This is a genomic window from Amycolatopsis sp. NPDC049252, assembly GCF_043197175.1.
In the GTDB taxonomy this organism is placed as follows: domain Bacteria; phylum Actinomycetota; class Actinomycetes; order Mycobacteriales; family Pseudonocardiaceae; genus Amycolatopsis.
Genome location: NZ_JBICSQ010000005.1, coordinates 136,284 through 160,521, shown reverse-complemented (window position 1 = coordinate 160,521; position 24,238 = coordinate 136,284). Strand labels below are relative to the sequence as shown.

General features: G+C 70.8%; 26 protein-coding genes and 1 tRNA gene. 16 read left to right on the top strand and 11 right to left on the bottom strand.

The window, feature by feature from the left end; translation table 11 throughout:
- Positions 1-405: 405 nt before the first annotated feature.
- The gene (locus ACGFMK_RS10630) at positions 406-936 is read left to right on the top strand and encodes a hypothetical protein (protein WP_392760373.1); all 531 of its coding nucleotides are present in this window, start codon (positions 406-408) and stop codon (positions 934-936) included.
- A gap of 182 nt (positions 937-1,118) precedes the next feature.
- On the opposite strand, the gene ACGFMK_RS10625 is transcribed toward ACGFMK_RS10630, so the two are convergent.
- Positions 1,119-2,171 (bottom strand): alpha/beta hydrolase, encoded by a 1,053-nt coding sequence (locus tag ACGFMK_RS10625; protein ID WP_392760372.1) that lies wholly within the window; start codon positions 2,169-2,171, stop codon positions 1,119-1,121.
- 137 nt (positions 2,172-2,308) lie between these two features.
- Here ACGFMK_RS10625 and ACGFMK_RS10620 point away from each other — a divergent pair, with 137 nt between their 5' ends.
- The 3 genes from ACGFMK_RS10620 (at position 2,309) to ACGFMK_RS10610 (ending at position 3,950) form a co-directional block, all read left to right on the top strand.
- Positions 2,309-2,881, top strand: a complete 573-nt coding sequence (locus ACGFMK_RS10620; RefSeq protein WP_392760370.1) for an NADPH-dependent FMN reductase — start codon at positions 2,309-2,311, stop codon at positions 2,879-2,881.
- A gap of 135 nt (positions 2,882-3,016) precedes the next feature.
- Positions 3,017-3,439, top strand: coding sequence for an organic hydroperoxide resistance protein (locus tag ACGFMK_RS10615; protein WP_326956753.1), 423 nt, complete (start codon positions 3,017-3,019; stop codon positions 3,437-3,439).
- 34 nt (positions 3,440-3,473) lie between these two features.
- Positions 3,474-3,950 (top strand): Dps family protein, encoded by a 477-nt coding sequence (locus tag ACGFMK_RS10610; RefSeq protein ID WP_392760367.1) that lies wholly within the window; start codon positions 3,474-3,476, stop codon positions 3,948-3,950.
- 48 nt (positions 3,951-3,998) lie between these two features.
- Here the strand turns inward: ACGFMK_RS10610 and ACGFMK_RS10605 are convergent, their stop codons facing one another.
- A complete protein-coding gene (locus ACGFMK_RS10605) occupies positions 3,999-5,387 on the bottom strand; it encodes a glutamate decarboxylase (protein ID WP_392760365.1) in 1,389 nt (462 codons plus the stop codon).
- A gap of 93 nt (positions 5,388-5,480) precedes the next feature.
- A complete protein-coding gene (locus ACGFMK_RS10600) occupies positions 5,481-6,548 on the bottom strand; it encodes an NADH:flavin oxidoreductase/NADH oxidase (RefSeq protein WP_392760363.1) in 1,068 nt (355 codons plus the stop codon).
- 73 nt (positions 6,549-6,621) lie between these two features.
- Here ACGFMK_RS10600 and ACGFMK_RS10595 point away from each other — a divergent pair, with 73 nt between their 5' ends.
- Complete coding sequence (locus ACGFMK_RS10595; protein ID WP_392760361.1) at positions 6,622-7,248, top strand: TIGR03085 family metal-binding protein; 627 nt, start codon at positions 6,622-6,624, stop codon at positions 7,246-7,248.
- Positions 7,249-7,258: 10 nt separating this feature from the next.
- Complete coding sequence (locus tag ACGFMK_RS10590; protein WP_392760360.1) at positions 7,259-7,444, top strand: 4-oxalocrotonate tautomerase family protein; 186 nt, start codon at positions 7,259-7,261, stop codon at positions 7,442-7,444.
- Positions 7,445-7,505: 61 nt separating this feature from the next.
- Here the strand turns inward: ACGFMK_RS10590 and ACGFMK_RS10585 are convergent, their stop codons facing one another.
- Positions 7,506-9,356 (bottom strand): prolyl oligopeptidase family serine peptidase, encoded by a 1,851-nt coding sequence (locus ACGFMK_RS10585; RefSeq protein WP_392760358.1) that lies wholly within the window; start codon positions 9,354-9,356, stop codon positions 7,506-7,508.
- A 39-nt stretch (positions 9,357-9,395) separates the two neighbouring features.
- Here ACGFMK_RS10585 and ACGFMK_RS10580 point away from each other — a divergent pair, with 39 nt between their 5' ends.
- Entirely contained in the window at positions 9,396-10,166 is a 771-nt protein-coding gene (locus ACGFMK_RS10580; RefSeq protein WP_392760356.1) for a methyltransferase domain-containing protein, read from the top strand.
- A 48-nt stretch (positions 10,167-10,214) separates the two neighbouring features.
- Here ACGFMK_RS10580 and ACGFMK_RS10575 read toward each other — a convergent pair.
- Both ACGFMK_RS10575 and ACGFMK_RS10570 read right to left on the bottom strand, forming a co-directional pair.
- Positions 10,215-10,288, bottom strand: a tRNA-Pro gene (locus ACGFMK_RS10575).
- A gap of 29 nt (positions 10,289-10,317) precedes the next feature.
- Complete coding sequence (locus tag ACGFMK_RS10570) at positions 10,318-11,298, bottom strand: metallophosphoesterase (RefSeq protein WP_392760355.1); 981 nt, start codon at positions 11,296-11,298, stop codon at positions 10,318-10,320.
- 120 nt (positions 11,299-11,418) lie between these two features.
- Here ACGFMK_RS10570 and ACGFMK_RS10565 point away from each other — a divergent pair, with 120 nt between their 5' ends.
- Positions 11,419-13,167 (top strand): protein kinase, encoded by a 1,749-nt coding sequence (locus ACGFMK_RS10565; RefSeq protein WP_392760353.1) that lies wholly within the window; start codon positions 11,419-11,421, stop codon positions 13,165-13,167.
- Between the two features lie 60 nt (positions 13,168-13,227).
- Here ACGFMK_RS10565 and ACGFMK_RS10560 read toward each other — a convergent pair whose 3' ends face one another.
- Positions 13,228-15,396: a transglycosylase domain-containing protein gene (locus ACGFMK_RS10560; protein ID WP_392760351.1), complete on the bottom strand. Its 2,169-nt coding sequence runs from the start codon at positions 15,394-15,396 to the stop codon at positions 13,228-13,230.
- A 343-nt stretch (positions 15,397-15,739) separates the two neighbouring features.
- On the opposite strand from ACGFMK_RS10560, the gene ACGFMK_RS10555 reads away from it, so the two are divergent.
- Positions 15,740-16,036, top strand: a complete 297-nt coding sequence (locus tag ACGFMK_RS10555) for a WhiB family transcriptional regulator (protein WP_392760350.1) — start codon at positions 15,740-15,742, stop codon at positions 16,034-16,036.
- A 42-nt stretch (positions 16,037-16,078) separates the two neighbouring features.
- Here ACGFMK_RS10555 and ACGFMK_RS10550 read toward each other — a convergent pair whose 3' ends face one another.
- The 3 genes from ACGFMK_RS10550 to ACGFMK_RS10540 are packed head-to-tail and all read right to left on the bottom strand — an operon-like array spanning position 16,079 to position 18,474.
- Complete coding sequence (locus tag ACGFMK_RS10550) at positions 16,079-17,200, bottom strand: ArsA family ATPase (protein WP_392760349.1); 1,122 nt, start codon at positions 17,198-17,200, stop codon at positions 16,079-16,081.
- Complete coding sequence (locus tag ACGFMK_RS10545) at positions 17,197-18,204, bottom strand: ArsA-related P-loop ATPase (protein WP_392760347.1); 1,008 nt, start codon at positions 18,202-18,204, stop codon at positions 17,197-17,199. The genes ACGFMK_RS10550 and ACGFMK_RS10545 overlap by 4 nt, the downstream gene beginning before the upstream one ends.
- Positions 18,205-18,225: 21 nt before the next feature.
- Positions 18,226-18,474 (bottom strand): hypothetical protein, encoded by a 249-nt coding sequence (locus ACGFMK_RS10540; RefSeq protein ID WP_323324523.1) that lies wholly within the window; start codon positions 18,472-18,474, stop codon positions 18,226-18,228.
- A gap of 153 nt (positions 18,475-18,627) precedes the next feature.
- Here ACGFMK_RS10540 and ACGFMK_RS10535 point away from each other — a divergent pair, with 153 nt between their 5' ends.
- The 7 genes from ACGFMK_RS10535 (at position 18,628) to ACGFMK_RS10505 (ending at position 23,008) form a co-directional block, all read left to right on the top strand.
- Complete coding sequence (locus ACGFMK_RS10535; protein WP_020642049.1) at positions 18,628-18,789, top strand: DUF4177 domain-containing protein; 162 nt, start codon at positions 18,628-18,630, stop codon at positions 18,787-18,789.
- Positions 18,790-18,794: 5 nt separating this feature from the next.
- Positions 18,795-19,250, top strand: a complete 456-nt coding sequence (locus ACGFMK_RS10530) for a RidA family protein (protein WP_392760344.1) — start codon at positions 18,795-18,797, stop codon at positions 19,248-19,250.
- Positions 19,250-19,876, top strand: coding sequence for a hypothetical protein (locus ACGFMK_RS10525; RefSeq protein WP_392760342.1), 627 nt, complete (start codon positions 19,250-19,252; stop codon positions 19,874-19,876). The genes ACGFMK_RS10530 and ACGFMK_RS10525 overlap by 1 nt, the downstream gene beginning before the upstream one ends.
- 36 nt (positions 19,877-19,912) lie before the next feature.
- Positions 19,913-21,061 carry a hypothetical protein gene (locus ACGFMK_RS10520; RefSeq protein ID WP_392760340.1) on the top strand — a complete coding sequence of 383 codons (1,149 nt, stop codon included), beginning with the start codon at positions 19,913-19,915 and terminating at the stop codon, positions 21,059-21,061.
- A gap of 110 nt (positions 21,062-21,171) precedes the next feature.
- Positions 21,172-21,990: an NUDIX hydrolase gene (locus ACGFMK_RS10515; RefSeq protein ID WP_392760339.1), complete on the top strand. Its 819-nt coding sequence runs from the start codon at positions 21,172-21,174 to the stop codon at positions 21,988-21,990.
- Entirely contained in the window at positions 21,987-22,757 is a 771-nt protein-coding gene (locus tag ACGFMK_RS10510; RefSeq protein ID WP_392760337.1) for an MBL fold metallo-hydrolase, read from the top strand. The genes ACGFMK_RS10515 and ACGFMK_RS10510 overlap by 4 nt, the downstream gene beginning before the upstream one ends.
- On the top strand, positions 22,754-23,008 hold the full coding sequence (locus ACGFMK_RS10505; protein ID WP_392760335.1) for a glutaredoxin domain-containing protein: 255 nt from the start codon (positions 22,754-22,756) through the stop codon (positions 23,006-23,008). The genes ACGFMK_RS10510 and ACGFMK_RS10505 overlap by 4 nt, the downstream gene beginning before the upstream one ends.
- Here ACGFMK_RS10505 and ACGFMK_RS10500 read toward each other — a convergent pair.
- Positions 22,986-24,173: a carboxylesterase family protein gene (locus ACGFMK_RS10500; RefSeq protein WP_392760333.1), complete on the bottom strand. Its 1,188-nt coding sequence runs from the start codon at positions 24,171-24,173 to the stop codon at positions 22,986-22,988. The genes ACGFMK_RS10505 and ACGFMK_RS10500 overlap by 23 nt on opposite strands.
- Positions 24,174-24,238: the final 65 nt, after the last annotated feature.

Sequence of the window (24,238 nt, the reverse complement as noted above, 5' to 3'; positions counted from 1 at the left end):
TTTTCCCGAACCATTTTCCGGTTCGTGCTCCCACCTCGGGGAAGCGGTTTCCGCGGAATCGTGTGGGTGGCGGTGCGAGCGTGGGGGACGCCCTTCTGGAGCAGTTGCGACACGCGGTCCAGCGGAGTGATGAAGCGAAAAGATCACCGTTTACACCGATGTGGGTGATCGAACTGTTCCATAGTGGACGGTGATGACCAGCAGTGATGACGGGGATCGGTCAAGATGATCTTCAGGGGGAGACGCAAGGTTTCGCCGTTAATCAATTGCGGTCGAGTTCGCCTCTTCCGCATCCGGCACGTAAGGGTTAGAAAACTTCCCTATCCGGTGATCGGGTGGCTTATCTCCGATACGGCGGGTATCGCTTTAACCCGTCAGGTCTCCCGAGGCCAGGAGGTAAAGGGTATGAAAGGCAAGTTCGGGCGGTCCATCGCCCTGGTAGCCGCCGGCAGTTTGCTGGCAGTCGCGACGGCGGGGATCGCTTCGGCGAGCCCGGACGGGGGCAAGGGTTCCTCCAGCACCCAGGCCCTCGCCGCACAGGTTCTGCAGATGCGTGACGACCTGACCAAGGTGGCCTACGCGGGCAACGTCGGCGCCACGCGGTCCGACCTGGGCCAGATGAGCCCGGTGCTGTCGGACATCGCCGCCGGAAAGCGCTACACGATCCAGACCGACACCCAGCAGCTCGCCGGGCTGGCCAAGGGCCGGGCGGACGAGTCCGCCCGGCTGCTGACCGACCCGACGGCCAAGGCGCGCCAGCTGCCGCCGTTGCCGCTGCCGATCCCTTCGCTGCCGGACCTGCCGGGCCCGCTGAAGATCGTCAGCGACCTGGTGAAGGCCCTGCTGGGCGCGGTAACGGGCATTTTGGGTGGCCTGCTCGGCGGCCTCCCGGTGCCGCCGCTGCCGGTCCCGCCCCTGCCTGCACCGGCGGGCTGAGTACGGCTATCGCAGAAACAGGGGGCCCGGAGCCCGGCCGCGGACATTCCTCCGCGCCGGGCTCCGGGTCGTTTCCCGGGGCGGGGTGACCGGCGGCGGCTCGCGCTCTCGGTGAGGCCGGTCCCATGTGGACAGGTCTGGGCGTCGGCTGTCCAGCGGCTCGAATCGGGACGCCTCGGGCGTCAGTCGCGAATGGACAGACCCTGCCGCAGGGCTCCTGCCGTTTCGGCGAGGGCTTCGCGGAAGCGGGTGCCGACGCCCGTGAAGTTGATGAACCCGTGGATCAGGTCCTCGTGGCGGCGCAGCGCCACCTCGACTCCGGCGTCGGCGAGTTTCTCCGCGTACGCCTCGCCTTCGTCGCGCAGCGGGTCGAAGCCCGCCGTCACGATCAGGGCCGGTGGGAGACCGCTCAGGTCGTCCGCGCGCAGCGGGGAGAGGCGCGGGTCGGTCAGGTCGCTGCCCTTCGGCACGTAGTGGCTCTCGAACCACTTCATGTGCACGTCGGTGAGGAACAGGTTTTCGGCGAACAGGTCCTGCGAGCGGTAGCGCTGAGCGAAGTCCGTCGCCGGGTAGATCAGCAGCTGGAACGCCGGTGCCGGGCCGCCGCGGCGCACCGCCTGCTGGGCCGTCACCGCGGCGAGGTTGCCGCCCGCGCTGTCGCCGCCGACCGCGATGCGGGACGGGTCCGCGCCGAGGTCGCTCGCCTTGGCGTGCGCGAAGTCGAACGCCGCCAGTGCGTCGTCCGCCGCCGCCGGGAACGGGAATTCCGGGGCCAGCCGGTATTCGATCGACAGCACCCGCACGCCGGCGTGCTTGGCCAGGAAGCGGACGGCGTTGTCGTGGCTCGCGCGGGTGCCGATCACCCAGCCGCCGCCGTGGAAGAACACCAGCAGCGGCGACTTCTCCGGCAGCCCGACCGGCGTGTAGAGCGTTGCCGGCAGATCGCCGTCCGGCGTCGGCACGGCGACCTCGCGCACCGAGACCGGCTCGATCGGCTTGCCGCTCACCAGGTGCCTGCCCACGTCGAGCAGCGCGCGGGAGCTCTCGACCGACCCGCGGACCAGCTCCGCGCGGGCGATCTTCTGCAGCCGCAGCAGCAGCTGGGCGTCGAGCGCGAGGTCCTGCCCGTCGAGGTGCACCGGGCGGCCCGCCACGGCTCGCCGCACCGGCCGGGGCAGCCAGAACGCGAGCTGGGACGCGGCGGCCTGAACGCGGACCGGGAGCGGGATCGCCATCGTTGCCTCCTGTGCATCGGTGCGGCGCAGATGTTACTTGTCAGTAGGTATCAGGTCCAGTGCGGCGCCGGGTGTGACCGGGGCCTCCGTCCCAAAGTCTGGTCCTCCAGTTAAGTGGAGGGGTTAGCCTGGAAAGCGTGACTTCAGCCAGGACGGTCAACGTGCTCGGGATCGGCGGCTCTCTGCGGGAGGGCTCGCAGTCCGAACGCGCGTTGCAGATCGCGCTCGCCGCGGCGGCGGAAGCCGGCGTCCGGACGCGGCTGCTCTCCGGTCCGGATCTGGTGCTGCCCTTCTACGACGCGGGTGAGCTGGAGCGTGACGAACGCGCGAAGCAACTCGTCGACGCCGTCCGCCACGCCGACGGGCTCATCGTCGTCTCGCCCGGCTACCACGGCGCGCTGTCCGGGCTGGTCAAGAACGCCCTGGACTACGTCGAAGACCTCCGCGACGACGCCCGCCCCTACCTCGACGGCCGCGCTGTCGGCCTCGCCGCCGTCGCCTACGGCTGGCAAGCCGCGGTGACGACGCTCGAGCAGCTGCGCACGATCACGCACGCACTGCGCGGCTGGGCCACCCCGCTGGGTGGCTCGATCAACTCCGCCGAGACCAAGTTCGACGACGGCGGCGGCGCGTCCGACGAGAAGAGCATCCGCACGCTTCGCCTGATCGGCCGCCAGGTCGCCGAGTTCGCTGTGGCGCGCCACTCCTAGCGTTTCGCCCGGCCGGTGCCGGGTAAACGAAGCGCGTGATGTCTGCCATGCAGGGGCACTGTTCCGCGGGTGCGGGATGTTGTGCCCGATGAGACGCTCGATGGTGAGCGTCCCCGGACAGAAGGCAGGCGAAGAATGGGTCAGGCGATCTACACCGCGGTGGCGACGGCACGCGGAGACGGCCGCAACGGCGAGGTCACCTCGTCCGACGGCGTCATCGACGAGTCGTTGGCCATCCCGAAGGAGATGGGCGGCCCCGGCGGGGACAAGACGAACCCCGAACAGCTCTTCGCCGCCGGCTACTCGGCGTGCTTCCACAGCGCGCTGCAGCTGGTCGCCCGTCAGGCCAAGGTGCCGCTGCACGACACGACCGTCACTGCCGAGGTCAGCGTGCTGAAGCAGGACGTCGGGTTCGGGCTCGGCGTCGCGCTGAAGGTGTCGCTGCCCGGTGTCGAGCAGGCCCAGGCCGACCAGCTGGTCGAGCAGGCCCACCAGGTCTGCCCCTACTCCAACGCCACCCGCGGGAACATCGAGGTCGCGCTCTCCGCGACCGTCTGATCCCCGCCTCAGTTCGAGGAAAGGATCACCGCACATGTCCACCTCTCCGATCAAGAGCCCGCTGGCCGAGGCCGACAAGGAGATCACCGGCAACGCCCTCCAGGCGACGCTGGTCGACCTCGTCGATCTCTCCCTGATCGCCAAGCAGGCGCACTGGAACGTCGTCGGCGCGAACTTCCGCAGCGCGCACCTCCAGCTCGACGAGCTCGTGACCACCGCGCGCGAGTACGTCGACCAGGTCGCCGAGCGGGCGAACGCCATCGGCGTCTCGCCGAACGGCAAGGCCAAGACCGTCGTCGAGAGCTCCGGGCTGCCCGACTACCCGGACAACTGGCAGTCGGTCGAGTCGACGGTCGCCGCGATCGTCGACATCCTCTCGGCTCTCATCGCGCGGCTGCGCAAGCGCATCGACGAGACCGACAAGAGCGACCTCGTGACGCAGGACCTGCTGATCGAGATCACCCGTGCCCTCGAAGAGGCGCACTGGATGTGGCAGGCCCAGCAGGCCTGACCTCGTCCGCGAAGGGCCGGTTCCGCGAGGAGCCGGCCTTTCGCGCGCTCAGTGGTGGAACGCCGTCGCTTTGGCTGGGTCCTTGGGGCGGCCTCCTTCCTTCCGCAGCTCCGGGAGGACGCGCGCCAGGTCGGTCAGAAGCAGGTCGGCCAGGTCGTGCGTGAAGCCGTTGCGGACCACGATCCGCAGCACCGCCAGGTCCGTGCGGTTGTCCGGGAACGTGTACGCCGGCACCAGCCAGCCGCGCTCGCGCAGCCTGCGGGAGACGTCGAACACGTCGAAGCCCGCGTCCGCACGGGTGGTCGCGGCGAACACCGGCAGCTGGTCGCCGTGGGTCAGCAGTTCGAACGGCCCGAGGCCGGCGATCCCGGCCGAAAGGTGCATCGCCACGTCACGCGACGCCTGTTGCACCGCGCGGAACCCTTCGCGCCCGAGTCGCACGAATGTGTAGTACTGCGCCGCGACTTCGGCGCCGGGCCGGGAGAAGTTGAGCGCGAACGTCGGCATGTTGCCGCCCAGGTAATTGACGTTGAACACGAGTTCCGACGGCAGTGCCGCCTGGTTCCGCCAGATCACCCAGCCGACACCCGGGTACACCAGCCCGTACTTGTGCCCGGAGGTGTTGATCGACGCGACCCGGGGCAGCCGGAAGTCCCATTCCAGGTCCGGGTCGAGGAACGGCGCGATCATCGCGCCGGACGCGCCGTCGACGTGCACCGGGATGTCCCAGCCCGTGCGCTCCTGCAGTGCGTCGAGCGCCGCCGCGATCTCGGCCACCGGCTCGTAGCTGCCGTCGAACGTCGACCCGAGGATCGCCACCACGCCGATCGTGTTCTCGTCGCAGCGCGCGACCGCCTCCTCCGCGGAGAGGTGGTACCGGTCGCCCTCCATCGGCACCAGCCGCGGCTCGACCTCCCAGTACTCGCAGAACTTTTCCCAGCACACCTGGACGTTCACGCCCATCACCAGGTTCGGCTTGCCGGTGCGGCCCAGCTTCGACCAGCGCCGCTTCAGCGCCATCCCGGCGAGCATGCAGGCCTCGGACGACCCGGTGGTCGAGCAGCCCATGACGTCGGCCGGGTCGGGCGCGTGCCACAGGTCGGCGAGGATGTTCACGCAGCGCCGCTCCAGCTCGGCGGTCTGCGGGTACTCGTCCTTGTCGATCATGTTCTTGTCGACGCACTCGGCCATCAGCTCACGCGCCTGCGGCTCCATCCACGTGGTGACGAACGTGGCGAGGTTCAGCCGCGCGTTGCCGTCGAGCATCAGCTCGTCCCGCACCAGCTGCAGGGCCGTGTCGGGTGGCACCGACGTGTCGAGCAGCTTGTCGTGTGGCATGACGAAGTCCGCCGCGAGCGCCGGGTTCGCCCCGGCGTACATCGGATTCGTGCCGCCGACGCGGCTCGGGCTGTCGGTTTTCCCCTGATGCAACACCATGAAAGCGACGGTAGCGCCATCCGCCGACAGCGGCGCGCGCGAAAGGTCGGTCCCGGTCCGAATCGGACCGGAACCGACCTTTCGCGGCAAAAATCAGTGCCAGGACTTGGCGCGGGCGTATTGGTCCGGCCAGCGAACGTCGCCGTCGAGGACGTTCGCGGCGCGCAGGGGCCAGTGCGGGTCGCGCAGGAGGGCCCTCGCCAGGAAGACCGCGTCCGCCGAGCCCGAGGCCACGATCTCCTCCGCCTGCTCCGGGTCCGTGATCATGCCCACCGAGCCGGTCGGCACGCTCGTCTCGGTGCGGATCCGGGCGGCGAACGGGACCTGGTAACCCGGCCCGACCGGGATGTCCGGGTTCGGGGTGTTGCCGCCCGAGGACGCGTCGATCAGGTCGACGCCCCGCTCCGCCAGCAGCTTCGTGAGGCGCACCGAGTCCTCGATCGTCCAGCCGCCTTCCGTCCAGTCGGACGACGACAACCGCGCGAACAACGGCACCGACGGACCCACCTCGGCGCGCACCGCGTCGGTGATCTCCAGCGCCAGCCGGGTGCGGCCCTCGAAGTCGCCGCCGTACTGGTCCGTGCGGGAGTTCGACAGCGGCGACAGGAACTGGTGTACCAGGTACCCGTGCGCGAAGTGCAGCTCGAGCAGGTCGAACCCGGCGTCCAGGGCGCGGCGCGCGCCGGCCGCGAACACCGCGGGCAGGGCGCTCACCTCGTCCGTCGAAAGCGGACGCGCCGGGGCGTACGGGCCGAACGCCTGCCGGTCCGCGCCGACGCTCTGCCAGCCGCCCTCGTCGGCCGGGACGCTGCTGGAGCCCTCCCACGGGCGCTTCGTCGATCCCTTGCGGCCCGCGTGGGCCAGCTGCATGCCGATCGACGTGCCCTGGGCGTGCACGAAGTCGACGATCCGGCGCCACGCGTCAGCGTGCGCCTCGCTCCAGATGCCGGTGTCCTGCGGGCTGATCCGGCCCTCGGGTGTGACGGCGGTCGCCTCGGTCAGGACCAGGCCGGCGCCGCCGGTGGCGAACTGGCCGAGGTGGACCAGGTGCCAGTCGCCTGGCAGGCCGTCGGTCGCGGAGTACTGGCACATCGGGGACACCCACGCGCGGTTCGGCAGCGTCAGGCCGCGGACCGTGATCGGGCTGAAGAGTCGGCTCACCTTTCGATCAACGACACGTGCCCGCGGTCTCTTCCCGTCGCCAGCGCGGGTACCGGCGAGTAGCGTCACACACATGGGTGTCGCTGCAGACGAACGCCAGGCGTTGAGCTCGCTCTTCGAAGACCTCGGGCCCGACGCGCCGACGTTGTGCGAAGGCTGGACGACGCGGGATCTCGCCGCGCACCTCGTCGTGCGCGAGCACCGGATCGACGCCGCGCCGGGCATCGCGGTGCCCGCGCTCGCCCGGTACACGAAGAAGGTCCAGGACCGCTACGCCGCGAAGCCGTGGCCGAGCCTGGTCGACCAGGTGCGCCAGGGGCCGTCGAAGTTCTGGCCCACCTCGATCGGCCCGCTCGACGAGCTGACCAACGGCGCGGAGTTCCTCGTCCACCACGAAGACGTCCGCCGCGCGCAGCCGGACTGGAAGCCGCGCCCGGCCGACCCCACCCGGGACGCCACGGCGTGGCGCTCGGCGAAGGGCGCCGCGAAGCTCAACCTCCGCAAGTCGCCGGTCGGCGTCACTCTCCGGACCACCGACGGGCGCGAGGCCGCGGTCAAGACCGGGCCGGACCCGGTGACGGTCGTCGGGGACCCGGTCGACCTGCTGCTGTTCGTGTTCGGCCGTGACGCCGTGAACCTGGACTTCCAGGGTGACCCGGCCGCCGTCGCGAAGCTTCAGGCGGTCAAGCGCGGGCTCTAGGCTGGGCGCCATGCCGATGATCAGTGTTTCGATGTTCCCCGGCCGCACGCCCGCGCAGAAGAGCGCCCTGGTGCGCGAGCTGACGGACGCCTTCATCCGCACCTGCGGGGGCAAGCCGGAGGGCGTCCAGGTGACGCTGATCGAGGTGGGCGCGGACCACTGGGCCACCGGCGGGGTCCTGCACTCCGAACGCTGAAAGCCGTGAATGTCGCATTGAGGGACTTAGAGTCCCTCAATGCGACATTCACGGACCTTGGTCAGCGCAGGCCGAGGGCCCGCTGGGCGAAGTTGACCTCGATGGAGGTCTGCTTGATCGTCTCGGCGATCACCAGCGAGCCGTGGCCGGCGTCGTAGCGGTAGAACTCGTGGTGCAGCTCGCGGCCGCCCAGCCGGTCGAGGTAGTTCTCGATCTGCCGGATCGGGCAGCGCGGGTCGTTGTCCCCGGCGAGCACGAGCACCGGCGCCGTGACGGCGTCGACGTACGTGATCGGTGAGCACTCCTGGTACACCGCCGGCACGTCCTCGGGCGAACCGCCGAAGAGCGCGCGGTCGAACGAGCGCAGCTGCTCCATCTCGTCCTCGTACGCGGCGACGTAGTCCGCCACCGGCACCCCGGCGACGGCCGCCGCCCACCGGGTCGGCTGGGTGCCGATCGCCAGCAGCGACAGGTAACCGCCCCACGAAGCGCCGTTGACGACGCACTTCTTCGGGTCACTGAGTCCACTTTGGACGGCCCAGTCGTGCACCGAGGCGACGTCCTCCAGCTCGGTCAGCCCCGGCCGGCCCTCGATGGCGTCGCGCCAGGCCGAGCCGTAGCCGGTCGAGCCCCGGTAGTTGACCTCGACCACGGCGAACCCGGCGTCGAGCCAGGTCGCGCGGTACGCCGAGAAGCGGTCTTCGTCGGCCGCGTGCGGACCACCGTGCAGGGAGAACACCGTCGGCAGCGGACCGTCGGTCGCTCCGGACGGCCGCGAGACCAGCGCGTGGATCCGCCCGCCGACCCCTTCGACGAACGCGTCGGTCACCGGCTCGGACCCCGGCGCCCGGTCACCTGGCGGCTCGAGCAGCACCGAGTCGGCGCCGTCGGCCGTGCGCGCCCGGACGGCGGCCGGCTCGGCCGCGCTCGACCAGGAGTACTCGACGGTGCCGTCGGGACGCACGCCGGCGCCGCCGATCCGGCCCGCCGGAGTGTCCACTGAGGACAGGTCGGCGGAGTCGAGGTCGTAGCGGTACAACGAGCTACGGCCCTCGTGGAAGTGGACGACGAGCAGGGCCCGCGCGTCCGGGTACCAGCCGGCGACGACCTCGCCGGGCAGGTCCAGCTCGATCTCCGTCTCGGTGTCCTCCCGGACGTCCCAGACCAGCAGCTCCTCGCGGCCCCGCCGTTCGTGCAGGACCAGCAGCCGCTGGTCGCCGGGCAGCGGCGAGAACTCCAGGGCGGACAGGCCCTTGCCCTCTCCGTCCCACTTCTCGGCGACGGCGGCGAAACCGTCGGTCGCGAGCACCCGCAGCGCCGGGTGGCGCGAGTCGCCGTGCTCGGAGTGGGAGATGGCGATCAGGCTCTCGTCGCGGGAGAGCGACGTGATGCCGGCGTCGTCCGCGTGGCTGTAGAAGCGGTGGGTCTCGCCGTCGATCCGGGCGAACAGCTCACTGCCGTCGTCGGTCGAGACGCCGACCGCGACGAGCTTCGTGCCGATCTCGAGGCCGGCCGGGTAGCCGTCGTGGACGTCCGGCACCGCCTTCTCGGGCTTGCTGCCCTCGGTCGCGGCGAACGGCTCGCGCACCCACGAGCCGAACTCGTCGCCGTCGGTGTCGTCGAACCACCAGATCCACTCCCCGTCCGGGGACGGTGTGGCGTGCATGGTGCCGTTGGGCCGGTCGGTGACGCGGCGGTGCTCGCCGGTCGCCCGGTTCCAGGCGTAGACCTCCCAGACGCCGCTTGAGTTGGAGACGTAGATGTTCGAATCGGGGGCGTCGCGAGCCCAGTCGGGCACGGAAATGCGCGGCGCGTGGAAGCGGGCGCGCCAGCGGGCTTCGGTCTCGGCCTCGTCGAACAGCCGGTCCGGGACCACCGCGGGCGGATATTGGTTGGCTGACTGCGTGCTCACCCCTCGATCCTGCCACCTTCTGGCCGTACTGTGTGCGGGGTGCTGGAGGGTTACGCGCCGGGCTACGGGCGAGACGCGGTTTCGATGATGTCCGCGCGCACGGCTGCCGAGCGCGCGACGTTCGCCCAGCCGCTGTTCGGGCCGGGGATGTGGGTGGTCGACCTCGGCTGCGGCCCGGGTTCGATCACGCTGGGGCTGGGCGCCGGGTCACGCGTCACCGGGGTCGACGTCGACGCCGGCCAGGTCGCGATGGCCCGTGACGTCGCGCGCCGCGCCGGTCGGTCCACAGTGGACTTCCTGGCGGCGTCGGCCTACCGGCTGCCGTTCGCCGACGGCAGTTTCGACGTCGCGTTCTCGCACGCGCTGTTCGAGCACCTCGCCGCACCGCTGGACGCGCTGGCGGAGCTGCGCCGCGTCCTCAAGCCGGGTGGCAGGCTCGCGCTGTCCACTTCGGACTGGAGCAAGGCGCGGCTGCGCCCGAAGACGGCGAACGTCGACGCGGCCCTGCGCGGTCACTACCTGCTGCGCCGCCGGGCCGGCGGCGACCCGTTCGCGGGCCGCAAGATCGCCGACCACTGCGCGGCGGCGGGGTTCACGGAGATCGTCTCGCGCGCTCGCTACCGGGAGGACATGACGTACCGGGACCTGGCGAAGTACGTCGAGTCCCGCTTGGACGCGGCGATCGCGGACCCGGCCTTCGGGCGCGACCGCGACCAGCTGGCGAGCGCGGCCCGTTCGGCGTGGACGTGGGTCAGAAGTGGTGACGGCGATTTCAGCCAGTGCTGGGTCGAACTGACCGCGACGCGCTGACCCCGGAAACCAGAAGAGCCGGTGTCCGAAGACACCGGCTCTTACTCGTCGGGGTGGCGGGATTCGAACCCACGACCTCCTCGACCCGAACGAGGCACGCTACCAAGCTGCGCCACACCCCGAGGTACTGCTTAACGGGTCGTGGAGAAGTCTAGCGGACGTTGTCGCGGGCTTTACGGCGGGCTGTCTTACGGGGTTCGTCGGCGCCCGATCCGCGCGGGACCAGCGTCAACAGGCTTGCCTCGGGCGGGCACGCGAACCGCGCGGGGGCCCACGGCGACGTCCCCAAGCCGGCCGAAACGTGCAGCCACATGTGCGCGCCCCAGCGGGAGGCGCCGCGGGCGCGGCTGCGATCCAGGTCACAGTTGGTGACGATCGCGCCGTAACCCGGGAGACGCAGCTGGCCGCCGTGGGTGTGGCCGGCCAGCACGAGGTCGTAACCGTCCGTGGCGAACGTGTCGAGGACCCGCGGCTCCGGCGAGTGCGTGACACCGATGCGGACGGCCGCGCCGCTGTCGGCCGGGCCGGAGATGTCGGCGTAGCGGTCGCGGCGCAGATGCGGGTCGTCGACGCCGGCGGCGAACACCCGCTGCCCGCCGACGTCGATCGTGCGGCGCACGTGCGTCAGGTCGGTCCAGCCGTGCTCGACGAACGCCGCGCGCAGGTCGCGCCACGGCAGCTGGACGCCGTGGATGCGCTTCTTCTTGCCCTTCGGCATCAGGTAGCGGGCCGGGTTCTTGGGTTTCGGCGCGTAGTAGTCGTTGCTGCCGAAGACGAACACACCAGGCCGGTCGAGCAGCGGGCCGAGCGCGCGCAGCACCGACGGCACGGCCTGGTGGTGCGACAGGTTGTCCCCGGTGTTGACGACGAGGTCCGGCTCGAGCTCGTTCAGGGCGGCGACCCAGCGCTGCTTGCTGAGGTGACTCGGCAGCATGTGCAGGTCCGAAACGTGCAGGACGGTGAACGGCCGCGACCCGGGCGCCAGCACCGGGAGCTCGGCGGTGCGCAGGGTCCAGTGGCGCCGTTCGATGCCGACGGCGTAACCGAGGGTCGCGGCGCCGAGCGCCAACGTCCCCGCGGCGAGGCGTGCCGCCTTCGCCCCCGACGTGGATTTGTTACTGAGCGTGCTCACGGGGTCCAGGATACGTGCTCAACAGTTGGATGACTTCGCCGCCGTTACGGGGAACCTCGCGCTTAGCATTTGCGTCGGCCCTGTCACACGGGTTTCGAGCCGGGGGGCTTGGGGAGAGCGATGGAGCAGTTCGGGCCGTACCGGATCGAGGGCCTGCTCGGCCGTGGTGGCATGGGCGAGGTCCACCGCGCCTACGACACGGCGCACGACCGCGTCGTCGCGCTGAAGCTGTTGTCCGGTCCGAACGCGGCGGACGAGGCGTTCCGCGCGCGGTTCCGCCGTGAGTCGCAGATCGTGGCGCGGCTGCGGGAGCCGCACGTGATCCCGATCCACGCGTACGGGGAGATCGACGGGCAGCTGTACCTCGACATGCGGCTCGTCGAGGGCAAGGACCTGAAGGAACTGCTCGAAGACGGGCCGCTGACGCCGGATCGCGCCGCCGGCATCGTCGAGCAGGTGGCGGGCGCGCTCGACGCCGCGCACGAGGACGGCCTGGTGCACCGCGACGTCAAGCCGTCGAACGTGCTCGTCACGACCGGCGACTTCGTGTACCTCGTGGACTTCGGCATCGCGCGGTCGATGAGCGCCGAGGGCACGTCCCTCACCGGCACCGGCAACGTGATCGGCACGCTCGACTACATGGCGCCGGAACGCTTCGGCGACGCCCCGATCACCGGGCTCGTCGACGTCTACGCGCTCGCGTGCGTGTTCTTCGAGTGCCTCACCGGGCACCGTCCGTTCCAGGCCGACGGTGCGGCCGCGCAGATGGGCGCGCACCTGACCGCGCCACCGCCCGTGCTTTCGCAGGCGCGGCCGGGGGTGCCGGCCGCGCTGGACGCGGTGGTGGCGCGCGGGATGGCGAAGAACCCGGCCGACCGCTACCCGACGGCGGCCGCGTTCGCCGAAGCCGTCCGGAACGCGCTGGCGACCCCGACGTCCGCGCCGATTCCGACGTGGCAGAAAACCCTGCCCGGGCCGGTGACCCCGCCGCGTCCGATGCCGACGTTGGCGGTGCCGCACGCCGTGTCCGGGCCGATGACGCCGCCACGCCCGACCTACGTCGGCCCGCCGACCGGGCCGTACCCGGGGCCGCGGCCGATGACCGGGCCGCCACCGCTCACCGCGCCGTCGCAGCCGCCGAAGTCCCAGCGGGGCCGGTGGATCGCGTTGTGCAGCGCGCTCGCCGGGATCGTCGTGGTGGCGTTGCTGGTCACGTACTTCGTGAGCAAGGACAAGACGACGCAGACGGGCGGCCCGGGGCCGACGGCGCCGGTCAGTGTCACCCCGGACGACACGTCGCCGCCGCCTGCCACGTCGTCGTCTTCGCCGCCGCCACCGTCCACTTCGGAATCGAAACCGCCGCCACCGCACGACGAGAAGCTGTATGCGGCACTTCCGTCCGTCTACAAGGAATCCACGTGCGAAGACGCGGCGACCCCGGCCGGCGCGGCCGCCGCGGTCGAGTGCGGTGATTCGAACGTCGGCGACGTCAAGTCCGGCAACGTCGTCTTCCCCCAGCCGACGGGCGCGAAGTTCCTGCGCTTCGCCGACGCGGCGGCGATGGACGCGTTCTTCCGGAACATCGTCAAAACGCAGGGCCTCACCCGCAACGACGCCCAGGGTGCCTGCCGCCCGCTGACGTACCCGAAGATCTGGGGCACGTACAACCGCGCCGAGACCCGCAACCCGGTCCCGGGTGACTACCTGACGTGCTTCCTCGGCGAGCCGGCCCAGCTGGTGTGGACGGACGCGAAGACCCTCACCGCGGGCATCCTGCTGTCCACGAAGGTCACGAACACCGACCAGCTGGATCAGCTCTACTACTGGTGGAACGAGGAGATCCTGGTGGACATGCCCGGTGGCAGCTGAACGACGAAGGCCCCTTCACCGCCGAAGCGCGGTGAAGGGGCCTTCGTTGGACAGCAAGGGCTAACGGCCTGGGCCGCCCATGTACTGCGGGTCGGGCTGCGGCAGGTCCACGTGGGGCTGGCTGTCGTCCATGATGTTCTTCATCGCGCCGAACCATGTGCGGGCCGGGGCCTTGCCACCGAACATGTTTCCGCTGCCGCACACCCGGACGTTGCCCGGACCGGCGTCGCAGAGGCCACCCGAGCCGCCGCCGCCGAACTTGAACGTCATCGCCGCGCCCGCGAGCTGCGGGGTGCCGCCCACGAACGTCGCCGAGACGTTGCCCTGGGTCGTGCCCGTCTTGCCGATGATGGGGCGGTCCCAGCCGACCGCGGCGGCCGCGGCCGCCGACGTGCCGCCCGGCTGGTCGTCCTTGCTCATGCCGACGGCCAGGGTGTTCGCCAGGCCTTCGGGCACCGCCTGCTCGCACCCGGCTTCCTTGACCGGCACCGGCTGGCCGTTGCGGTCGGTCACGCCGGCGATCGGCGTCGGCGGGCACCAGACGCCGCCGGAGAGGATCGTCGCCGCGACGTTGCCCAGCTCCAGGCCGCTCAGCGGGCTGAAGCCCAGAGTGAACGCGCCGAAGCCCGCCCAGCCCGGCCTGGGGCCGTAGTACTCGGCCTGGCTCTGGCTCTTCTCGGCCTTGTCCGCCTTCGGGTCGACCGTGCCGCCGCCGATGTTGCTCGCCATGGTGTCGCGCATCCCGAGCCGCTTGGCCATGTCGATGCCGGGTGCCGTGCTGCCGAGCCGGTCTTCCAGCTCGACGAATGCGGTGTTCGGTGACGTCGCGAGCGCGGTCTGGACCGTGGCACCCTGCGCGATGCGGCTGTAGTCGCCCGCGTTGCCGACGCAGTACCAGTTCGAATTTCCGGCCTTCGGACAGGTTTTCGCGCCACCCAAGAACACGTGCGAGGTGTAGGAGTCCGGCACGTCGATCGGCGAGTAAATCCCCGCCACGCCCTTCTCCATCGCCGCGGCCGTGGTGAAGATCTTGTACGTCGACCCCGCGCCACCCGTGTTGTAGACGCCCGCGGGCAACGCGTACGTAGTCTGGCCGGAGTCCGGGTCCTGGCCGTAGTCGCGGTTGGCCGCCAGCGCCACCACCTCGTGCCGGTTCTTGCCCGGCCTGATCAGCGACAGCGTGTTCGCCACGTACGGCTGGGTCTTCTTCACCTGCGCCTCCGCCGAGACCTTCGCCTCGTGGTTGGCGCGCTGGTCCAGCGTCGTCTTGATCGTGTAGCCGCCGGTGTAGAGCTGGTCCTTGCTCATCCCCGACTTGATCAGGTAGTCCTCGACGTACTGGCAGAAGAACCCGGCCTCCGGGCCCGCGCCGATGCAGTTGGCCGGGGGCTTGGCCGGCGAGTCCGGCACGACCCCCAGTGGCTCGCCCTTGAAGCGGTCGGCGTCGGCCTTGGCCAGCTTCTTGTTCTCGACCATCCGGTCCAGGACGAGGTTGCGGCGCGCGGTCGCCTTGTCCGCGTGCTTCCACGGGTCGTTGTTGATCGGGTTGTTCACCAGGCCGGCCAGCAGCGCGGCCTGCGGCACGGTCAGCTTCTCCGGCGTGGTGTTGAAGTACGCGTGCGCGGCGGCGCCGATCCCGTAGATCTGCCGGGAGAACTCGACGATGTTCAGGTAGCCGGCCAGGATCTGCTGCTTGGTCAGCTTCGTCTCGAGCTGGATCGCGATCCGCGCTTCCTTCAGCTTGCGGGCGACCGACTGCTCCTGCGCCTTCTTCTGCCCGACCGTGTCGCCGCGGTAGACGACGTTGATCAGGTAGTTCTTCACGTACTGCTGCGTGAGGGTCGACGCACCCTGCGTGTCCGCGCCGGTGCTGTTGCTGACGGCCGCGCGCAGCGTGCCCTGCCAGTCGACGCCGTGGTGGTCGTAGAACCGCTTGTCCTCGACCGAGACCAGGGCCCACTTCATGGCCTCGTTGATCTGGTTCTCGTTGATCGGCAGCCGGTACTGGTCGTACATCGTCGCGATCGGGGTGCCTGCGCTGTCCGTGACGGTCGTGACCAGGGGCGGCGGGATGTCCGCGAGGTCGGACGACGTCTTCTCGACGGTCTCGCTGGCCTGGTTCGACATCACACCGGCCGCCCCCACGACCGGGAAGAGCATGCCGGCGACGAGCACCCCCGCGAGCAGGCAGAGGCCGATGAGCTTGAACAAACCATCCGCTTTTCGCACGAGGGCCAGGCTACCCGGAGTGAGTCAGGCGCCGGTGACGCCGTGTCCCCACAGGTGTGAAATCAGTGACAAAACCGACCCCCTTCGGTGACATCTGGTAACAGAAGGCATTCTAGGTCTTGGCGGGGGGAACCGAGGGCCCCTACAGTCCGTCAACGTCTCACGAAGAAAAGCCGTCAGACGGATCAACGCGAGTGGGAGCTCGCTTGGTCCGAACGGCGGCACCGGCACCGGGGAGGTGCCCGGTCAACCGACGTGAGCAGAGGGAGACACGCTCGCGGGGGCAAGGAGCGCAGTGCCTTTCCCCGCTGGTGCGTCGAACACCAGGTAGGGAGCTGGGGGTATGGAAACCAACCAGTCGAGCTGGCGAATCAACGCGTCCTGCCGGGACGCCGATCCGGACGGCCTGTTCGTCCGGGGTGCGGAGCAGAACCGGGCGAAAGCCGTTTGCATGGGCTGCCCGGTCCGCACGGAATGCCTCGCCGAAGCACTCGACGGCCGGATCAACTTCGGTGTCTGGGGCGGTATGACCGAACGGGAACGGCGGGCCCTGCTGCGCCGCCGTCCCGACGTGGTGAGCTGGGCCGACCTGCTCGAGGCGGCCAAGAGGGACGCCTTGGACCGGGTCGAGGTCGGCTGAGCGGTTGTGGGTGTTCAGCCGGGTTCGAACCCGGCTGAACCCTCACGACGTGAGCTTGGTGCCGATGTCGCGCAGGCCTTCGAGGTCGTGCACGTCACCGGCCAGCGCGGGCACCCGGGCCAGCGCCACCTCGGGGTGGGCCCGGGTGAACCGCGCGAGCAGCCGTTCCTCACGGCCGGCGAGCTCGACGCGGTCGGCGTGCAGCCGCAGCACGGCTTCGGCCAGCGGCGCGTTCACGTCACCCTCCTGCAGCGACTCGGCCGCGGCCAGTGCCTCGCTGCCGGACAGCTTCGCGAGCACCGGGTGCGTCCGGTTCGCGATCAGCCCGGCCAGCGGCATCGACTCGGCCGAGAGCCGTTCGACGAAGTAGGACGCCTCACGCAGCGCGTCCGGCTCCGGCGCGGCCACGACCAGGAACGACGTCCCCGACGAGCGCAGCAGCTCGGCGGTCTTGCGGGCGCGCTCGCGGAAGCCGCCGAACATGCTGTCGAAGGCCTGCATGAACGCCGACGCGTCGGTCAGCAGCTGGCCGCCGATGATCGTCGACACGGCCTTGGCGAACATCGAGAACCCGGCGTTGACGACCTTGCGCAGGCCCCAGCCGCCGGCCTTCGCCGGGCCGGTGAGCAGCCGGATCATCCGGCCGTCAAGCGCGGACGACAGCCGCGTCGGCGCGTCGAGGAAGTCCAGCGCGGAGCGGCTCGGCGGGGTGTCGACGATGATCAGGTCCCACTCGCCGGTGGCCGCGAGCTGGCCCAGCTTCTCCATCGCCATGTACTCCTGCGTGCCGGAGAACGACGTGGAAATGGTCTGGTAGAAGGGGTTCTGCAGCAGCTGCTCGGCGCGTTCCGGGCCGGCGTGCACCCGCACCATGTCGTCGAAGGTGCGGCGCATGTCGAGCATCATCGCCCACAGTTCGCCCTTGGGCTCGAACCCTTCGACCTGCACCTGCCGCGGGTGGTTGCCCAGCTCGCGCAGGCCGAGCGCCTGCGCCAGGCGCCGCGCGGGGTCGATGGTGAGCACGACGGTCTGGCGGCCGCGCTCGGCGGCGCGCAGCGCCAGGGCCGCAGCGGTGGTGGTCTTGCCGACGCCGCCGGAACCGCAGCAGACGATCACGCGGCTCTCCGGCGCGTCGAGCAGTGCGTCGATGTCGATGTCGGTCACAGCCGCACCCCCTGGTCGGTCAGTGCCTCGGCCAGCTCGTAGAGCGCCCCGACGTCGACGCCGCCGGTGAGGTCGGGCAGCTCGAGCGTCGGCAGGTCGGCTTCGGCGAGCTGCTCGCGAGCCCGCTGTTCGGCGGCGACCCGCACGGCGTGCTCGACGGTCTCCTCGACCAGCGCGTCCAGGGTGTCGTCGGGCAGCTTCAGCCCGGCCGACGCGAGCCCGGTGCGGACGCGGGAGGCGTCGACGCGCCCGTCGGCCGCGGCCAGCACCGACCGGGCCGGCAGCCGCGGCGGGCGGACCCGGTTGACCAGCACCGCGCCGGGGCGCAGGTCGGCGCCGTCCAGCTCGGCCACGGCCTCGACGGTCTCGCGGACCGGCATCTCCTCCAGCAGGGTGGCGATGTGGATCACGGTCTCGCCGGAGTGCAGCAGCCGGACGACGCCGTCGGCCTGGCCGCGGATCGGGCCGGTCTTCGCGAGGTCGGTCAGGGCCTTGGTGACGTCGAGGAACTTGACGACCCGGCCGGTCGGCGGCGAGTCGACGACCACCGCGTCGTAGGTGTGCCGCCCGTCGGATTCGGTCCGGCCGACGCACTCCTTGACCTTCCCGGTGAGCAGGACGTCCCGCAGGCCCGGCGCGAGCGTGGTCGCGAACTCGATCGCGCCCATCCGCCGCAGCGTCCGGCCGGCGAAGCCCAGGTTGTAGAACATCTCGAAGTACTCGAGCAGCGCGGCTTCGACGTCGATGTGCAGCGCGCGCAGCTCACCACCGCCGGGTACGGACGCGATCCGCTGCTCGGCGTAGGGCAGCGGCTCGGTGTCGAAGAGCTGGGCGATGCCCTGACGGCCCTCGACCTCGATCAGCAGCACCCGGCGCCCCTCGCGGGCGAGCGCGAGGCCGAGCGCGGCCGCCAGCGTCGTCTTGCCGGTTCCGCCCTTGCCGGTGACGAAGTGCAGCCGGGCGCGGGCAAGCTCGTCGGTCCAGCCGGCATGGGGAGTGGTCACTTCTTCACCCTAAATCAGTGCTCAGCTGGCCAGCAGCATGACGCTGACCGCAGCGGCGACGGCGGCCACCAGCAGCCAGGTGGCCAGGCCCGGCAGCACCGTGAGCATCAGCACACCGACGACGACCAGAAGGGTGAAGGTGACCACGCCGCCGAGCGCGACCTGCCCCGAACTCTGCGTCCGGTCACGCACCTTCGCCATCACGACCAGCACGAGCGGCAGTCCGGCCGCGGCCAGCAGGGCCGTCGCGATCACCCGCCACGTTTCCACGGGCCCACGCTAGCGGTCCGGTGCCGGATGTGAGGTGGCCCACAACGAGGGATCGTTCACTCTGCCGGGGTCACCCGGGCCTCAGCTCTTTCCGGGGCCCTTTTCCGGCGGCGGCCCCCGGCGCCCTTGCCCGCTTGGCTACGCTCGCGGGCTATGAGCGCCACCAAGTGGGAGTACTCGACGGTCCCTCTGCTGATCCACGCCACGAAGCAGATCCTCGACCAGTGGGGCGAGGACGGCTGGGAGCTGGTCACCGTCCTGCCGAACCCGACGGGCGAGCAGCACGTCGCGTACCTCAAGCGTCCGAAGGGCTGATCGGCGTGAGCTGGAGCGAACGGCTGAAGGAGCTCGGCATCGAGCTGCCCGGCGTGGCCGCCCCGCTGGCCGCGTACGTGCCCGCCGTGCAGAGCGGCAAGCACGTCTACACCTCCGGCCAGCTGCCCTTCGTCGACGGCGTGCTGGCCGCGACCGGCAAGGTCGGCGCGGAGATCAGCCCCGAAGAGGCGAAGGGGCACGCGCGCACGTCGGCGCTCAACGCCGTCGCGGCCGTGCACGCCCTGGTCGGCATTGACAACGTCGCGCGGATCGTCAAGGTTGTCGGCTTCGTGGCTTCCGCGGAGGGCTTCACCGGTCAGCCCGCGGTCGTCAACGGCGCCTCCGAGGTGCTCGGCGAGATCTTCGGCGACGCGGGTGTCCACGCCCGCTCGGCCGTCGGCGTCGCGGAGCTGCCCCTGGGCTCGCCGGTGGAGGTCGAACTGATCGTGGAGGTGCAGTGATGGATCCGGACATCGAGCAGTCCACCCACGAGCTGCTGCTCCGGCTGGCCGGGCGGCTGCCCGACCAGCTGCTGTGGCGCTTCCGGGACTGGCTCGGCGAGGGCGCGATGGGCACCCTCGCCCGGACGCTGCCGAGGTCTTTGCTTAAGCACAGGATTGACCTCGACCAGACGGAGTACCGCCTGCTCGTGGCCGGGCTCATCCCGCACGGCGCCGACTGGCACCAGGTCAGTTCGACGCTGGGGGTAGACGACGTCTCCGAGAACCGGTACACATTCACGGCGAGTGCGCCCGAATGGGTTAACTCGGTCGACTCCGTGTCCGTTTTGATCCACGCAACGTTGCGAGGACGCCCGGACGTGGGGGAAGTGCGGCAGAGCTGGCGGCACGTCGGTGTGGTCGGGCAGGGCACCGCGAAGCGCGTCCTGCTGATCACCGCGCTGAACGGTCTGCCGAGGTTGACCGGCGAACTGCAGCGGGTGCTGCGCGTTCTGGGCGACGAAGAGCCCAGCGTCGAGGTCATCCCGTCGCGCTTCGCCATGCCGAGTTACCACCTGGCCGCGCTGGCCGACTCGGAGCTGGTCTGCGTGGGCGCGGTCACGGGGAACCGGCTAGTAGCCGCATAACGCTCGCCCGCCAGCGAGCTGGGAGGGAGCAAGGCAATGGTGGAGGTCCACGACGGCCCGCCCATGGACGGGTTCTCGGTGCCCCTGCGCCTGCACAACCTGTTGCTGGCCTTGGCGGGCCGGATCGACGACAGCGCGCTCACCGAAGCACGCGAGCTGATCGCCCGCGCGCACATCGACGAGGCCGTCGAGCTGACGACCGGCACGCTCATCGCGGGCCGGATCCCGGTCAGCTCCATCGAACAGCGCGAGCTCGCGCTGGTGCTGGAGATGAGCCGGTCGGACGCGACGCTGGCGAACGACCTGCTGGTCGACGAGGCCGATCCGGTCAACACGCACCGGTTCAGCGGCGAGAACTCCCCGGAGTTCGGCATCGCCGAGGCCCTCGACCGGACGCTGCAGGTGCTGCCGGACGTCCGGTCGGTGCACGCGGTGTGGCGCAACACCCCGGCCGGGAGCGTGCCGGGCGCGCTGCCGCAGCGCGTGGTGCTCGTCGAGCTGGGGCCGGAGGGCAACCCGCCCGCCGTCGCCTTCCGCGTCGACACGGCGCTGCGCCGGGCCGGCATCCACTCGGTCGTCGAGGTCAGCGGTCCGGGCGTCGCGCACTCCGAGTACCACCAGGCGGCTTCGGCGGCCGCATCGCCGGCCTGGGTGACCGGGAGCGCGACGTCGAGCACGTCGTCCTACCGGCCCGAGCCGGCCGCGAAGCCGGCGGCCGCCGCGTCGCCGGAACCGGTCGCGGAGTCGGGCAGCAGGCACAGCATGCGCTCGGGCGCGACGACGACCACGGCACCGGAGCCGGTCGCCCCGGTGGTGCCGATCGTTTCGCCGACGCCACCACCGGCTCCCGAGCCACCCCGCAAGGCGCGGTCGTCGGAACGGGCCGAGACGCGCGCGGAGCGCACGGCCGACCTGACGCCGGCCGAGGTCGCGCAGCTGCGGCAGGCGCTGGCCGAAGACCCGGAGAAGGGCCGCGAGATCGCCGCGGGCAAGCCGTCGATGCACGAGGTCGTCGAGCTGCCGGCGCTGGACCTGGACGACCCGAGCCTGAGCGAGCGCGACCGGGCGCTGCTGCGTGAACTGCACGCCGAGCTGGCCGAGCGCGAGCGGGCCGAAGCGGCGAAGATGCGGCTCAACGGCGCGTCCCGCTCCGGCGGCGACCAGCGCGGCTGGACCGCTCCTTGAGTCCTCCGTTGTGACCAGGCGGCACTTTCACGTGAAAGTGCCGCCTTTTCACTGTCTGGGATGCCACAACTGCGCGACGGAACGTCGGGTGGCGGAGGTATGTTTCCCGGGTGGAGCAGCCAAAGGAGTTTGTCTTCGACATCCCCGTCGGCGCCGGGGTAGCCACCCGCGCCAACACCGACGGGCCGCCCGCCGTCCCCAAGGACGCGGCCACGGTGATCCTCGTCCGTGACGGTGCCGAGGGCGTCGAGATCTTCCTGCAGCACCGGGTCAAGGGCATGCCCTTCGCCGGTGGCATGACGGTCTTCCCCGGCGGCGGGGTCGACAAGCGCGACGCCGACGCGTCCGTGGCGTGGGCCGGCCCCGGGCCGTCGTGGTGGGCTTCCCGCTTCGGCTGTGACGACGCGCTCGCGCGGGCATTGACCTGCGCGGCGGTGCGCGAGACGTTCGAGGAGTCCGGCGTGCTGCTCGCGGGCAGCGCCGACGAGGTCCTCACCGACGTCACGCCGTACGCGGCGGCGAGGCAGGCCCTGGAGTCCCGCGAGGTGTCGCTGGCCGCGTTCCTCGCCGACGCCGGGCTCACGCTGCGCGCGGACCTGCTGCGCCCGTGGGCGCACTGGATCACGCCCGAACAGGAGCCGCGCCGGTACGACACCCGGTTCTACGTCGCGAAGCTGCCGGAGGGCCAGCAGGCCGACGGCGCGACGTCGGAGGCGTCGAGCTCCGGCTGGCAGCGCCCGGAGGACGCGATCGCCGACGCCCGCGAAGGCCGCCGGATGCTGATGCCGCCGACCTGGCTGACGCTCAGCGAGCTGGCCGAGTTCGCGACGGCCGACGACGTGCTGAACGCGCAGCGCGAGATCGTCCGCATCGCGCCGACGCTCGTCCGGGAGAACGACCAGGTCCGCGTCGTGCTGGAGCGGCGATGAGCGCCCCGGCCTACGGCGTCCTGCGGCGGGTGTCGGAGACGGCGTCGGTGCTGCTCGAGAACAACCCGTCGTCGATGACGCTCGAAGGCACGAACAGCTGGGTGCTGCGGGCGACGCCGGAGCGGTCGGCGGTCGTCGTCGACCCCGGCTACCGCGATCTGGAACACCTCGAGCTGCTGGCCGGCGTCGGCGAGGTCGAGCTGATCCTGCTGACGCACTTCCACCCGGACCACGCCGAGGGCGCGCCGTGGTACGCCGAACGCGTCGGCGCGCCGGTGCGCGCGTTCGACCCTTCGCTCTGTCTCAATGCGACGTCCATTGAGGACGGTGAACTGATTTCCGCCGGTGGCTTGGAGATCCGGGTGCTGCACACCCCGGGGCACACCGACGACTCCGTGTCGCTGGTGCTCGACGGCCAGGTGCTGACCGGTGACACCGTGCTCGGCCGCGGCACCACCGTGCTGCACGACCTCGGTGACTACCTGCGGTCCCTGCGTAAGCTGATCGAGCTGCCGGCGGGCACCCTCGGGCTGCCGGGGCACGGTCCAGAGCTGCCCGATCTGCCCGCGACCGCGCGCGAGTACCTTGCCCATCGGGAACAGCGGCTCGATCAGGTGCGTTCGGCCTTGCAGGTGCTCGGGGCGGACGCCACACCGCGCCAGGTCGTCGAGGTCGTCTACGCCGACGTCGACCGGGCACTGTGGGCGCCCGCCGAATGGAGCGTGCAGGCGCAGCTGGACTACTTGCGGTCGGAGGGACAGGGATGAGCAACGTCGAGGTGGAGTTCTACTGGCGGCCCGGGTGCGGGTTCTGCGCGGCACTCGACCGGCCGATGTCGAAGAGCGGCTTCACCGTCCGGAAGATCAACATCTGGGAGGACCCGGCCGCGGCCGCGCGCGTGCGCGAGGTCGCGAACGGGAACGAGACCGTCCCGACGGTGATCGTCGGCTCGGTCGCGATGGTCAACCCGTCGTTCGCCGAGGTCGAAGCCGCGGTCAAGGCCGCTCAGGCGGCCTGAGCGCCTCCCACTCCAGGCTGGGCCGCTTTCCGTGCAGGAAGGCGGCCCAGACCCTGCGCAGGCCGGCTTCCTCTTCGAGGCTCTTCGGCGCGCCTTCGAGCATCGGCGCGTCCCAGACGTCGTGGGTGCCGAACAGGAACGGGATGTCGACGCAGTGGCACGCGCCGAACCGGTTGCCGGGCGCCTGCCAGTCGAAGCGGTAGACGACCGCGTCGAGCTTCCCGGCGAGCCGCGGGACGTCGGCAGCGAAGAACGCGCTGGTCGCTTTGTCGACGACGTCTTGGGGTGCGTCGGGGACGAACGCGCGCAGCTCGTCCCGCGTCCAGCTGATGAGTGCTTCGCCGCGCGGCGCCGCCTCGATGAGGTCGTCCGCGACGAGGTCGCAGTCGGCGACGAGCTGGAACGGCGGTTCGAGCGAACCGGGCTTCGCCGTCTTCGCGGCGACCTTGAGCTGTGCTTCGAGCAGCTTGTCCAGTGTGGTCGTACGGACGTCCACTTCTTGGTGCAGCAGCAAGGCGTTCCGGTTCGCCTCGTCCCAAGTGGACGGTCGCATCCCGAGCGGCGCGCTCTGCAGGGCGATCCGCTTGACCAGGTTCTTGGTCCGGGGCGACGACCAGAGCGCGAGCGTCGACTGGGCGCCCGCCGACTGACCGCCCAGGGTGACCTCGGCGGGATCCCCGCCGAACGCGGCGATGTTGTCGCGGACCCATTCGAGGGCCGCGAGCTGGTCGGCGAGACCGAGGTTGGGCGGAACTCCTTCGGTGGCCAGGAAACCGAGGGCGCCGAGCCGGTAGTTGAGCGTCACCACGACGGCGTCCGCCTCGCGGGCCAGGCGCGTGCCGGTGTACCAGACCTGACCGCCCGAGCCGCTGGAGAACCCGCCGCCGTGGATCCAGACCAGCACCGGACGGCGGCCGGTGGTCGAGGGCGTGAAGACGTTGAGCGACAGGCAGTCCTCGCTCTGCGGCAGCGGCATCGGCCCGAGGGCGTGTTCGAGCCGGGACGGCGGTTGCGGCGCCGCGGACCCGGGTTCGAGGGCGTCGCGGACGCCGGTCCACGGCTTCGGCGGGGCCGGCAGCTCGAAGCGTTTTGCTTCCGCGTAAGGGATTCCTCGGTACACGCCATTCGTCCCGCGGACCTGACCACCGGTCGTTTCGACGATCATCGTGCCTCTCGTATGACGCCGAGGCCGACGACGAGACCTCGTGAACATCGCTGACGACTCCGGGC